At 32.7% G+C, this 12,475-nt stretch carries 12 protein-coding genes and 1 pseudogene; 4 read left to right on the top strand and 9 right to left on the bottom strand.

Features of this window, described 5'->3' with window-relative positions; genetic code table 11:
* The first annotated feature begins 239 nt into the window (after positions 1-239).
* On the top strand, positions 240-899 hold the full coding sequence (locus QLQ94_RS00655; RefSeq protein ID WP_271335207.1) for an alpha/beta hydrolase: 660 nt from the start codon (positions 240-242) through the stop codon (positions 897-899).
* 99 nt (positions 900-998) lie between these two features.
* Here QLQ94_RS00655 and QLQ94_RS00650 read toward each other — a convergent pair whose 3' ends face one another.
* Both QLQ94_RS00650 and QLQ94_RS00645 read right to left on the bottom strand, forming a co-directional pair.
* On the bottom strand, positions 999-2,183 hold the full coding sequence (locus QLQ94_RS00650; RefSeq protein ID WP_482498835.1) for an IS4 family transposase: 1,185 nt from the start codon (positions 2,181-2,183) through the stop codon (positions 999-1,001).
* A 290-nt stretch (positions 2,184-2,473) separates the two neighbouring features.
* On the bottom strand, positions 2,474-2,989 hold the full coding sequence (locus QLQ94_RS00645; RefSeq protein ID WP_065451088.1) for a hypothetical protein: 516 nt from the start codon (positions 2,987-2,989) through the stop codon (positions 2,474-2,476).
* Positions 2,990-3,155: 166 nt separating this feature from the next.
* Here QLQ94_RS00645 and rpmH point away from each other — a divergent pair, with 166 nt between their 5' ends.
* Complete coding sequence (gene rpmH, locus QLQ94_RS00640; RefSeq protein ID WP_008464848.1) at positions 3,156-3,317, top strand: 50S ribosomal protein L34; 162 nt, start codon at positions 3,156-3,158, stop codon at positions 3,315-3,317.
* 146 nt (positions 3,318-3,463) lie between these two features.
* Positions 3,464-6,319, top strand: coding sequence for a carbamoyl-phosphate synthase large subunit (carB, locus tag QLQ94_RS00635; protein WP_482498833.1), 2,856 nt, complete (start codon positions 3,464-3,466; stop codon positions 6,317-6,319).
* 67 nt (positions 6,320-6,386) lie between these two features.
* On the opposite strand, the gene QLQ94_RS00630 is transcribed toward carB, so the two are convergent.
* From QLQ94_RS00630 to QLQ94_RS00615, 4 genes are all read right to left on the bottom strand, one after another.
* Positions 6,387-8,021 (bottom strand): IS1182 family transposase, encoded by a 1,635-nt coding sequence (locus QLQ94_RS00630; RefSeq protein WP_482498831.1) that lies wholly within the window; start codon positions 8,019-8,021, stop codon positions 6,387-6,389.
* A 1,014-nt stretch (positions 8,022-9,035) separates the two neighbouring features.
* Complete coding sequence (gene yiaA, locus QLQ94_RS00625; protein ID WP_271335205.1) at positions 9,036-9,431, bottom strand: inner membrane protein YiaA; 396 nt, start codon at positions 9,429-9,431, stop codon at positions 9,036-9,038.
* A gap of 14 nt (positions 9,432-9,445) precedes the next feature.
* On the bottom strand, positions 9,446-10,120 hold the full coding sequence (locus tag QLQ94_RS00620) for a TIGR02117 family protein (RefSeq protein WP_427402042.1): 675 nt from the start codon (positions 10,118-10,120) through the stop codon (positions 9,446-9,448).
* A gap of 283 nt (positions 10,121-10,403) precedes the next feature.
* Positions 10,404-10,868, bottom strand: coding sequence for a DUF4252 domain-containing protein (locus QLQ94_RS00615; RefSeq protein WP_414655386.1), 465 nt, complete (start codon positions 10,866-10,868; stop codon positions 10,404-10,406).
* Between QLQ94_RS00615 and QLQ94_RS00610 the strand changes: the two are divergent.
* Positions 10,789-10,971: pseudogene (locus QLQ94_RS00610) on the top strand (hypothetical protein); the annotation flags it as partial. The gene QLQ94_RS00615 and the pseudogene QLQ94_RS00610 sit on opposite strands and share 80 nt — an antisense overlap.
* Here QLQ94_RS00610 and QLQ94_RS00605 read toward each other — a convergent pair.
* Genes QLQ94_RS00605 through QLQ94_RS00595 form a run of 3 tightly spaced genes read right to left on the bottom strand, consistent with a single transcriptional unit; the run spans position 10,942 to position 12,441 of the window.
* Positions 10,942-11,469, bottom strand: coding sequence for a DUF4252 domain-containing protein (locus QLQ94_RS00605; protein ID WP_271335202.1), 528 nt, complete (start codon positions 11,467-11,469; stop codon positions 10,942-10,944). The pseudogene QLQ94_RS00610 and the gene QLQ94_RS00605 sit on opposite strands and share 30 nt — an antisense overlap.
* Positions 11,470-11,486: 17 nt before the next feature.
* A complete protein-coding gene (locus QLQ94_RS00600; protein WP_271335201.1) occupies positions 11,487-11,945 on the bottom strand; it encodes a hypothetical protein in 459 nt (152 codons plus the stop codon).
* Positions 11,932-12,441: an RNA polymerase sigma factor gene (locus QLQ94_RS00595; protein ID WP_271335200.1), complete on the bottom strand. Its 510-nt coding sequence runs from the start codon at positions 12,439-12,441 to the stop codon at positions 11,932-11,934. The genes QLQ94_RS00600 and QLQ94_RS00595 overlap by 14 nt, the downstream gene beginning before the upstream one ends.
* Positions 12,442-12,475 lie beyond the last annotated feature (34 nt).

Raw genomic sequence — 12,475 nt, 5'->3', positions numbered from 1 at the left:
TATGTGAAACATCTTGGAATGATGTTTAAATAATGATTATAGTATCTACAAAGGTAATCATTTGATTTTCAATATAAAATTATTTTTTGAAACCCCATATATAGCTGGGTTGGCCGTGTTTTTTGTGATTTTATTTCGTCTAAAAAACAATTATGGTGTAACATTTGTAGTGTATATTGCTAAAAAAATTAATTTTATCTTGAAATTAAAACCTATAACTATAAACCTTTTTCGAACAAATGAGTAAAATCCCTGTCTATTTTATGCCTGGTCTGGCTGCTAGTCCGGCTATTTTTGAAAGAATCAAATTAGATGAATCTGTTTTTGAAATGTGTTTGTTAGAATGGGAAATTCCACTTCCAAAAGAGTCTTTGTCTGATTATGCATTGCGAATTGCAAAAAATATTAAACACGAAAATCCTGTTTTAATTGGAGTTTCCTTTGGAGGAATTTTGGTTCAGGAGATATCAAAACATATCCAGACGCGAAAAGTAATTATTATTTCGAGTGTCAGAAGTAATGCTGAATTTCCGAGAAGAATGAAAATTGGAAAGAAAACGAAAGCATACAAGCTGATTCCGATGAAGCTGATCTTGAATATCGAAAATCTTGCTAAATACTCTTTTGGAGAAAAAGTAAATAAACGGATTAAATTATACGAAAAGTTTTTAGCTGTTCGTGATCTCAAATATTTGCAATGGGCCGTTGAATCTGTTATTCGGTGGGATAGAAATGAGATTGATGCAGCCGTTGTTCATATTCACGGTGATCAGGACGATGTTTTTCCTATAAAGTATATTAATAGTTGCATTGTTGTAAAAGGAGGGACTCACATCATGATTCTGAATAAATACAAATGGCTGAATGAAAATTTACCTTCGATTATACTAGAAGATTAAATACTATTTTTTATCCCGAAGCTTCGGGACTAAATTCTAAATGTTATGATTGGGAACCTTTTTTCAAAGTCTCAAACCAAGAGTGTAAGGAACTTTATTTTATGTATTGAATGTCTCTATTTTAGCAGGATCCCCACCACAATGTATTACTATTTGTTGAATGATTTCATTTTGTAATTGATTACAAAATGAAATTTTGGGGATCTTATATCCTTTTAATTCATTTAGTTTTATATAACTCAAGAGCAAGATTGATGCAATTAAAATAATATATATCATTACCTGAATTCCATTCCACTGTCTTGAAAAATAGTGCTTAAAATTCATTTCTTGCTTTATAAATCTAAAGAAACGCTCAATGTCCCAACGCTTTTTATAAATTTCTGCTATTTGATCTGCCGTAAATTCTTCTTCTGGCAAATTGCTTAAAAACAAGATCTTCTCTCCATCAGATTTTAATATCCCTTCCACTAATCTAAAAACTATTTTAGTCTTTTTTTGATTCGAGTAAAGATAAACCCTGCTATGTTTTGTTAATTTAAGAATATCATTTTCAAAATCCAATGGAGTGACCTTACTGCCTTTCTCTACTTCATATTTAGATGATTTATAAATTCGGGTTACAAAATATTTATCATCAGTAGAGAGATCAACCATTGTTTTTCTATTCTTCATTCCACGATCAAAAACGGCAATATCTTTTTTGTTGGCTATGTGCTCTTCTAGAATATTGCCCAAAGCCAAATCTTCACTAATCATTTTTTGATCCTTGTGAAACTTTACATTAAAGGGCAATTCATTAAAACCAATTGTAAATTTTATACTATTTTTGCCCTGTTCTCCTTTTTTGTTTTTCTGCCCATTTCGCATCCCGAAACTTAACAAAGAAGCAGATAAGCTTGTAATTGTGGAATCATACAAACTTAATTTGATCTTATCTTTATCATTGAGTTTATCCTGAAAAACAGTAACGGTGTGCTGATAAAGTTTTTCGAAATACTCAACGTTTATTTTTCCTATTCTCTCTGCAATACTGCTGTGACTTACACTTTTATCTTTGGGAATTTGAGCATATTTACAAAAAAAATGATTCTCATAAAAATTCTCAAATACTCTAGAGCTGGCTCTATTTTCATTTAAGACTCCAAAAACACAAAGTTTAAATAATTCCTTGCCTTTTAGTTTTTTAGCATTCCAGTCAACCATAGTTTGCTGAGCAAAAAAATCAAGTTGATCTTCTGAAATATAATTTAATATTTCTTTTACTTCTGTTCTGATTTGCATTTTCTGATAGATTTATAAATACAGAAAATAAAAATAATAGTTTTTTACAAAAGTTCCTTACACTCTTGGTCTCAAACTTTGACAAAGGTAGTTGCGCATAGTAAACCCGACAGGTTTTTAAAACCTGTCGGGTTTCGATGTGTAATCTTTGTCGGTTTTTTTATGTGATTGCTCATTCTTCGAAATGGTAATATTGGGTTGAGACTTCGACTTCGCCAGCCTGAAAACAAAAAAATCCCAAACTCTTTTGGAATTTGGGATTTTAAAATATTTTGGAATTTGAGAAAGTTCTAGATTTTCTTCATTTGATCTTTCATCATTGTAATTTGTTCTTTCAGCATTCCTTGCTTGTCTAATTTTTTAGCTTCGTTGAGCAAATTAGTCGCTTCAAGTTTTCTGCGGCGTGACATTGCAACTCCGGCAAGGTTTAATTTTGCTACTGCTAAATCCATATCCATAGACAATCCAAGTTCGATTGCTTTCTTGAAATGTTTCTCGGCCTGATTGATATTGGTTTGAGATAACATGATTCCGTGCAGATAATTAAAGTATCCTTGTTGTTTTCGTACTAAAGCGGCTTCCGGATTTTTGATGTATGCCAGCCATTTTTTAGCACCTTCAAAGTCTTGTTTTCTTAATTTAAGGAAGGCTAAAAGGATAAATTCATTTTTAAAGTAAAGAAAAATTGGAATTGCCGTCAATAAAATAAGGAATATTCCGTTCCCGATATTACTCTCTGTAAATTGCCAAACGCCTGCGACTACTAGAAGTCCGGCCAAAATAAGTTTAATATTCTTGTGAAACATAATAGATGTATATTTATGATTGCAAATATAGTAAAATGAATTAAAAATATTTTTATAAAACTACTTGCGAGAAAAAAAAGTCTTTGTATATTTGCACTCGGTTTTGGAACAACGATATTCAAAACAGAAAAACAGAAAATAGACACCATTTTAAAGATACAAAGCAATGAGCAAAAGAACATTTCAACCATCGAAAAGAAAAAGAAGAAATAAGCACGGATTTATGGACAGAATGGCTTCTGCAAATGGAAGAAAAGTTCTGGCGCGTAGAAGAGCTAAAGGAAGACATAAATTGACTGTTTCTAGCGAACCTAGACACAAAAAATAATGTTTCTATAAACATAAATAAGGCGTTACTTTTTTTAGTATCGCCTTTTTTTATACCTTGTCGGTAAAAAATTCTCAACGTTCTAGTTTAGAATAGACTACGAATGTTTTTTAAAGTACTTTATATAACTACACAATACAAATAAAATGCCTAAAGACACATCAATAAAATCAGTTTTAATAATAGGGTCAGGACCTATTGTTATTGGTCAGGCCTGCGAATTCGATTATGCAGGTTCTCAATCTGCACGTTCTATTCGTGAAGAAGGAATTGAAGTTATCTTGATAAACTCAAATCCAGCGACTATCATGACCGACCCAACAATGGCCGATCACGTATATTTGAAACCTTTAACTACTAAATCGATTATTGAAATTCTAAAAGCACATCCACAAATTGATGCTGTTTTGCCTACCATGGGTGGACAAACGGCTTTGAATTTATGTTTAGAAGCTGATGAAAAAGGAATTTGGGCAGATTTTGGAGTGAAATTAATTGGAGTTGACGTAAACGCTATTAATATTACAGAAGACAGAGAGCAGTTTAAACAACTTCTTGAAAAAATTAATGTGCCAACTGCACCTGCAAAAACAGCTACTTCTTATTTAGAAGGAAAAGAGATTGCTCAGGAATTTGGTTTTCCACTTGTAATACGTCCTTCGTTTACACTTGGAGGAACCGGAGCTGCAATTGTTTATAAAAAAGAAGACTTTGATGAGCTTTTAACACGTGGTTTAGAAGCTTCGCCAATACATGAAGTTTTGATTGACAAAGCTTTGATGGGTTGGAAAGAGTATGAATTAGAGCTTTTAAGAGATAAAAATGATAATGTTGTAATTATCTGTTCAATCGAAAATATGGATCCAATGGGAATTCATACCGGAGATTCGATTACGGTTGCACCAGCAATGACATTATCAGATACCACTTTCCAGAAATTACGTGACTATGCAATCTTAATGATGCGTAGTATCGGAAACTTTGCGGGAGGTTGTAATGTACAATTTGCGGTTTCACCAGACGAAAAAGAAGATATCGTAGCAATCGAGATTAATCCTCGTGTGTCACGTTCATCAGCTTTAGCATCTAAAGCAACTGGATATCCAATTGCTAAAATTGCTTCTAAACTGGCTTTAGGATACAATTTAGATGAATTGCAAAATCAGATTACAAAATCAACTTCGGCTCTTTTTGAACCGACTTTGGATTATGTAATCGTGAAAATACCTCGTTGGAACTTTGATAAATTCGAAGGTGCTGACAGGACTTTAGGTCTTCAGATGAAATCTGTTGGTGAAGTAATGGGTATCGGACGTTCTTTTCAGGAAGCTTTACACAAAGCAACTCAATCTTTAGAAATTAAAAGAAACGGTTTAGGTGCTGACGGAAAAGGATATAAAAACTACGAAGAGATTATAGAGAAACTAACTTTTGCAAGTTGGGATCGTGTTTTTGTAATTTATGATGCAATCGCAATGGGAATTCCGTTGAGCCGTATTCATGAAATCACAAAAATCGATATGTGGTTCTTAAAACAATATGAAGAACTTTATACTTTAGAGAAAGAAATTTCGAACTATAAAATTTCGAATCTTCCAAAAGAACTTTTGCTTGAAGCGAAACAAAAAGGTTTTGCTGACAGACAAATTGCTCACATGGTGAATTGTTTGGAAAGTGAAGTGCATACTTTACGTATGAATTTGAATGTTAATCGTGTATTTAAATTAGTAGATACTTGTGCGGCAGAATTTAAAGCAAAAACTCCTTATTACTACTCCACTTTTGAAGCTGAAATAGAAAAAGCAAACGGCGAGCGTTATGTAGATAACGAAAGTGTTGTAACTGATAAAAAGAAAATTATCGTTCTTGGTTCAGGACCTAACAGAATTGGACAAGGAATTGAGTTTGATTATTCTTGTGTTCACGGAGTTTTGGCTGCCAAAGAATGTGGTTACGAAACCATTATGATCAACTGTAATCCTGAAACTGTTTCGACAGATTTTGATACAGCAGATAAATTATACTTCGAACCTGTTTTCTGGGAACATATTTATGACATCATTCAACATGAAAAACCAGAAGGTGTAATTGTGCAGTTAGGTGGTCAAACAGCTTTGAAATTAGCTGAGAAATTATCTAAATACGGAGTAAAAATCATTGGAACTAGTTTTGATGCGCTTGATTTAGCCGAAGACAGAGGTCGTTTCTCTGAATTATTGACTGAATTAAAGATTCCTTTCCCACAATTTGGAATAGCAGAAACAGCTGATGAGGCTTCTGCTCTTGCAGATACTTTAGACTTCCCATTATTGATTCGTCCTTCTTATGTATTAGGTGGCCAGGGAATGAAAATCGTAATCAACAAAAAAGAACTGGAAGAACACGTTATCAATTTGTTGAAAACAATTCCTGGAAATAAATTGCTTTTAGACCATTATTTGGCAGGAGCAATCGAGGCAGAAGCAGATGCAATTTGCGATGCTGACGGAAATGTGTATATCATAGGAATTATGGAGCATATCGAACCTTGCGGAGTTCACTCTGGAGATAGTAATGCAACATTGCCTCCTTTTAACTTAGGAGAATTCGTAATGCAGCAAATAAAAGATCATACAACAAAAATAGCAAGAGCGCTAAAAACAGTTGGTTTGATCAATATTCAGTTTGCGATAAAAGACGATACAGTTTATATTATCGAAGCAAATCCTAGAGCTTCACGAACAGTACCGTTTATTGCAAAAGCTTACGGAGAACCTTATGTAAACTATGCTACGAAAGTAATGTTAGGACACAATAAAGTAACTGACTTTGGTTTTAATCCACAATTAAAAGGATATGCAATCAAACAACCGGTTTTCTCTTTCAGCAAGTTCCATAATGTAAACAAAGCATTAGGACCGGAGATGAAATCAACGGGAGAAAGTATCTTGTTTATTGATGATTTAAAAGACGATCAATTCTACGAATTGTACTCTAGAAGAAAAATGTATTTGAGTAAATAATCTCAAATCCTGATATAAAAGAGGTTGTCTGAAAAGACGACCTCTTTCTTTTATTATACTAGTAGATTTACAGAGTGTTTCTTGAAAAATGTAAATTTGGGCTAAAATGGTCTTCTATAAACTTTTCTAAAGCTTCTACGAGATCAAAAATGAGGTTAAAATTGCCCAAACGGATTTTAGCGATCCATTTAGAAAAGTTGTGAGCAATAGCAATCAGGCCAAATTCAGTATTTACTTTGGCTGTTTTGGTAAGTGTAAATCTTTTAAATCCTTTGTTTTGCTTGATGTTACCAAAAACCGGCTCTGGTTCAATACATCTTTTACTATAAATTTCCCTGCCCAATTCACTTTCTAAATTCTCTCTTGCCTTGAATTTCAGTCTTTGAAGATTGTGATTAATTTCTATCCGTCTGTTCCCCTTAGCTTTAAAGCATTGCCCCCGCAGAGGACATCCTGCGCAATTTAAAGCCTCATATACCGAATGATACTGTTCAAAACCAGTTGTAGTTTTTGATTTCTTAGTAAAGATACGAGGCATTTGCTGCCCCATTGGACAAACCAAAAAGTCTTGCTCATTATTATGAAACAGGTTTTGTGCGTGGAATAAATTGTTTTTATGCTTACGGGTCTCTTCGATACGGTACATGTTGTAGGGAACAAAAAAATCAATTTCTTTGTCTTCAAGGAGTTGATAATTTTCCTCACTTCCATAGCCCGCATCGGCTATAACTTTTGCAGATTGTTTGCCGTAGTTGCTTTTGAATCCTTCTAAGTGAGTCTTTAATGTGGTAAAATCAGTAGAAGTCTGGTGGGTGGAGTAATGTGTAATAATTTGATTTTCTGTAGAAACCTGAATATTATAACCCGCTTTTAATTGTCCGTTGCCCATATGATCTTCTTTCATGCGCATAAAAGTAGCATCGGTATCGGTTTTCGAATAACTGTTTCTATCCCCCAGAATTTCGAGATGTTTCTCATATTCTTTAAGTTTTACAAGCTGTTCTTTCTCGAGTTTTTGAAGTGATTTGTTCTGCTGTTTACTCAGCTTCTGCTTTTTTTCACTTTGGTTGATCTCGTGTATTTTTTCTTCTAATTTCTTACTGTCTACCTTGGTATCAGTTTGGTTATCAGTATGCATAATGTCTGACTCGATAGCCTGACCAATATCTGCCAGAACAGCATCGATTTTTCCCTGAAGCCTGTCTTTATGTTTTTCAACTGCTTTCTTCCACACAAAGCTGTATTTATGTGCGTTGGCTTCTATTTTAGTACCATCAATAAATTGTCTCTCCAGGCTAATGAGCTCTAAATCTACCATCATCAGAACGACCTGGCTGAAAAGTTTTTCGATATTCCCTTTTAATTTTTTTCCTCTAAAGTCATTGATAGTTCTAAAATCCGGCTGAAGTCCTCCCGAGAGCCACATAAAATATATATTCTCCTTCACGGCTCTAGCCAGCTTTCGGCTGGAATAGGTATTATTGAGATATCCGTAAAACAATATTTTCAATAACATCTTAGGATGGTAGCTGGATCTTCCACCGCCTTTAAACTGTGATATAATCTCGGAAATTTCCAACTGTTCAACAACACTGTCTATTAATCGGGCAGAATGATTCTCTGGGATCAGATCATTTAAATTCAATGGAAAAAGATCTTGCTGGTGAACCGAATGAGGCTTAAAAACTGGCTGCATAATCATTGATTTTAGTACTTAAATATAAGAAAAATCAATGTGTAAAACAAAAAAAAACTGCCCGAAATTACTTTTCGGACAGCCTCTTTGTTTTTAGTATGGATCAGCTGTTTAATTCATGAAAGTTCTGATCTAATTTTTTAATTAATTTTAGGTATAGTATTTTGTATATCAGCCATATTGAGTACGTGATCGCGGAAAGAAAAACAACTAAAATGCTATAAAAAATAAGCTGAAATAGAAGTGGACTGTTTTGTGAATTAGCGTGGCTGATGAATTGCTTATAAGAAGAATTGTTCTCTAAATATAAGTAAGCAAAGACAAGCGAGTTTAAATTAAAAATAATTAAACTGACATAGATGTAGTTATAAACTGATTTTCTTGTTTTTAAAATGTTTTTTGATAATTCATTAAGGTTAGAGTTGGCATTAATTTTCTTAAAGTTGAGGTAGAATTGTATTATGAAAAAAATAAAAATAGCGTAATACAAATAATCTAAGTATAGCATTATCCTACTGTTTTGAATATCTAGTATTTCTTTCGTAAAAAACTCTTTCCCGTCTAAAAAGAAGGGTAAAATAGAAAGAGCAAATTCAAATAAACTAATAATAAAAATCTTTTTCACGATTGAATTTGAATTCAATTGTATTAATTTTTTTAATTCGGAGTATTCAACATAGGTCTTTCTAAAATCTAAATTCACCCATGCTAATTTTAAAACACTTAGTTTATTTTGGTTTTCCATTACTAATCTTTTATGATTAGTCTCTTTTTTTTGTATAAAGTTACAATAGGGAATTAGAGTTAATATTATGCGTGTTTTTCTTTTATGCTATCCATTATAATCAGTTAAAGTGGGGATACTGTTTTTGGGATAATCGAACATATTAGTTCAGCTTAAATTTCTTATTATAAACTTTGAAAATTCGATATGAAAAGGCTGCGAATAAAAAAAAGTCCCATTTTCATGGAACTTTTAAAGGTTAATTTGGAAGTTGGTTTAGTTAGTTTTTTTTAATGTTATTCATTAGAGAATGACATATTATCTCTTGTGTTTTTTTGTACTGAAATTGCCCCAAACAACGCTAGTAAAAAAGCAAATGCATAAAAACCTTTTTCGCTTGGTAAAATTGTAGCGTTCCAAAGTCCAACAGCTAATAATACAATTGATAATAGCGTTCCGAACCAGCAAATTCCGTAGTAGATATCTGTTACCGGAAGTTTTTCAAGCCTGTCTCTAACACTTTTTTGTAATGAAACTACAGCAAAAAGACCAAACATTAAAACGGTAAAATAATATCCTTTTTCATTTAACAGCATTTCTGCTCTTGCAAGCCCAACGATGTATCCAACCATTCCTGCTCCAAGAGCTACCCAAGATGCCGCTATAAAGGCATTCGATGTTTTTTGTACCATGTTTATATTAAAATTTATTTATATTTCGAAAAAATTCCAGAATCCAGAGCCGTCCAGTAACAGCATTTTTGTCCACTTGCTTTTAAGCCGCTATTGGCCCACGTATTGCAAGTGTGAAACAAACTATAGCTTCCGTTAGCTTCATAGAAAGCATCGGTTTTGCCATAGATTGCATTTGTTTTTATGTTTAAGAAATTTCCCGAAGCATCTTTTTGAAAACTGTCCGAGATGTATTTTATCAAACGATCATATTGTTCTTTACTGATCATCATTCTCTTGCAATCATCGGCTTCTTTTAACTTTTTATAATAAGTAGCATGAATAGCAGTATTGCTTAATCCGGATACCGCCTTGAATGCGACAGAAGCTTTTAGATCTGACCATTCCGGTGTTTCGAGATAAAAGCCTTTATCTCCCCAGCCCATTGCGATATATTTATAAGTTGAGTCGGCAGCTTTTGTGTTCTCAAATTTTACTTGTTGGCTCCAGTCGATTTGATCATTTTTAGTAGGCATAACAATATCTGTATGCACCCCATTTGTTAAAATATAAATTTCGACTTCAGGTTTTGTATTCACTTCTTGATTTACTGTGATTTTAGAAAGAGAAAATACAGCTACTAAGTATATTGCAATAAATGCAAAAAGAACCAGAAATATTTTAAGCGTGATTTTTAATGCTTTTTTCAACGATTATTGGTTTTATTTTTTAATTCCTTATTTCGCTAATTCGTAAGTTTTAATTTAATAAACTTATTTGATCGGATGCAAATATAACCAAATTTGATTCACATCAAAATAAATCGAACTAAATATTATGCAGTATAATCTTTCAAATAATTATAAGAAAATAGCTCGATAATTTGTTTCTTTTTTGAGTTAATATTTATTTTTTTCTATGTTCAAAAAGAAGAATAAATAAAAAAAGCTCCATAATTATGGAGCCTTCTCGTTTTAAAGTAAGATAGATGTATTATTTAACCAATTGTTGCAAAGGTTTCAATTGTTCCATATCGATTTTTGATTCTTTCAATACAGACATTAAGGTCATGATATTATTTGGATTCATGTTTTTTCCCAGCACGCGAACTACAGCAAAGCCGCTTTCTTTTTTGTTGGCAAAAACTACGAATTCTTCAATATTATCATCAGTACCAACATAGCTTATTGATGCACCGTCTTTTCCTGAGCCAAAACTCATCAACTGTTGGTATTTTGGATCTTTAAGTATTGCTTTAACTTTAGCTCTTTCTGTTTCGAACTCTGCCTGATTTTTATCGTTTGATTTAAAAGCTAAAATATTCATTTTATCAAATGATTTTAAAGCTTCATTTTGTTCAGCAGTTAGTTTTGTTTTTTCTAAGTTCAAAATACCAGGTGAAACATCCAGGGCAATAAAGTTTTTATTATCTGTGTTCTCTACAAAATACTTTTGCAGCGAAGGATTAGAATTACAACTTATTAAAGTTAGTAGTACTAAAAGGGCTGAGGTAATGATGTTCAGTTTCATCTTATTTTTTGCTTTTAGAAGCTTTTTTTAGTTCAGTTCCGCCAGGAAGCTGCATTTTGTCCGTAAGAACTGAAATTTCATTTAGATCGAAGTTACCCGTTAAAGACAATAAAACAGTATCATCGTTTTTGCCACCGTCCATAAACATTAGCAATTCTTTTATCTGAGTATCAGATGCACCGGATCTAACCAATATTCTTACGTTTTTACCACTGTCATTTACTCTCATTAATTCTTCTAAACCAGCTGTTTTAACGTACTTGTCAGCAGAAGCTTTCATATCTGCTTCAATTTTAGGGTTTTTAGTAGTAAACACTTTTAAGTAATCTAATTTTTTAATCAGGTTAATGTATTGTTGCGTTTCTTTATCAGAAGCATCAACTTTTACCTTACTCATTAAGTCAAACATTTTTTTGTTTACAATTACTGATGTCACGTCATCCTGGCCATCAAATTTGTCAAATGCTCCCTGAGCATAAAAAGCGTGGCTAACAAATGCTAAAACTAGTGTTATGATGAAATTTTTCATTTTTGATTGAATTTTAATTATTGTTTAAAAATTTTGTTTTTTGATTCTTCATATTCCTTAATGTATTGTACACTTTCTATACCTACATTAACATTGCTTGATAATAAGGCCAAAGCTTTTTGCGTCGCAGCGAGAGCTTCTTCCGGATTATCGTAGGTTCCTAATTCTGATTGCGCCACAACCGGAGGTGTATTTTTTTCGCTCACGTAAAAATAGGACCCAATTCCCAGTAAAACAACAGCCGAAGCCGCAATTGATAACCATGCTACATTTCGTTTTTTAGTTTGTAATGGTATTTCCTGCGTCGATTTTTGTTCTTTTACCTGAGAGAAATAACCAAACATAGGTTTGTATTGCTCTAAATGCTGCGCAACATTTGGTGAAGAAAAATATTCTTTTAATTCTTTTTCTTCGGCAATAGTCGTTTCTCCCTGAAAGTATTTTTCTAATATATCCTCTATTTTATTGAATTCCATAACCGTGTGTATTAAGCATTGATTCTCTTATTTTTTTTCTCGCTCTCGAAAGTGCTACCCGAATAGCCGTTTCATTCATATTGACAATTTTCGCAATTTCTTCAAATTCATATTGTTCAACATCGCGCAACTGAATTAATATTTGCAGTTGTTCAGGCAACTGGTTTATAATTTTTTCCACCCATTCTAAACTATTAGAATCTTCTAGTTTTTTATCTAATAAAGGTTCCCGATCAGTATAGTTATTATGAACAATTTTAAGATTTCCGGCTCTTTTTGATTTTAGCTGATCCAGACAATAATTTTTGGTCATGGTCATCGCAACAGCTTCTACGTTGTTATAATCGCTTAAATTCTCTTTTTTATTCCATAATTTTACCATTACTTCCTGAGTTGCATCTTCCGCCTCTTCGGTACTGGTTAATAATCTTTTTGCCAGACGAAAAACTTTGTCTTTAAAAGGATTTATTAATTCTATAAACACATTTTGATTCATAAAATTTGGTAGTTATTCGTTGGTTACTCGTTAG

The sequence above is a fragment of the Flavobacterium sp. B114r genome (assembly GCF_056824125.1).
Note: the sequence above shows the minus strand (reverse complement) of the source record. Positions and strands in the feature narration are given on the sequence as shown.

Coding starts and splice junctions, on each gene's coding strand:
- QLQ94_RS00605 (WP_271335202.1), bottom strand. CDS start 11,469: ATGAAAAATTTCATCATAACACTAGTTTTAGCATTTGTTAGCCACGCT.
- QLQ94_RS00650 (WP_482498835.1), bottom strand. CDS start 2,183: ATGCAAATCAGAACAGAAGTAAAAGAAATATTAAATTATATTTCAGAA.
- QLQ94_RS00655 (WP_271335207.1), top strand. CDS start 240: ATGAGTAAAATCCCTGTCTATTTTATGCCTGGTCTGGCTGCTAGTCCG.
- rpmH (WP_008464848.1), top strand. CDS start 3,156: ATGAGCAAAAGAACATTTCAACCATCGAAAAGAAAAAGAAGAAATAAG.
- carB (WP_482498833.1), top strand. CDS start 3,464: ATGCCTAAAGACACATCAATAAAATCAGTTTTAATAATAGGGTCAGGA.
- yiaA (WP_271335205.1), bottom strand. CDS start 9,431: ATGGTACAAAAAACATCGAATGCCTTTATAGCGGCATCTTGGGTAGCT.
- QLQ94_RS00645 (WP_065451088.1), bottom strand. CDS start 2,989: ATGTTTCACAAGAATATTAAACTTATTTTGGCCGGACTTCTAGTAGTC.
- QLQ94_RS00630 (WP_482498831.1), bottom strand. CDS start 8,021: ATGATTATGCAGCCAGTTTTTAAGCCTCATTCGGTTCACCAGCAAGAT.
- QLQ94_RS00595 (WP_271335200.1), bottom strand. CDS start 12,441: ATGAATCAAAATGTGTTTATAGAATTAATAAATCCTTTTAAAGACAAA.
- QLQ94_RS00600 (WP_271335201.1), bottom strand. CDS start 11,945: ATGGAATTCAATAAAATAGAGGATATATTAGAAAAATACTTTCAGGGA.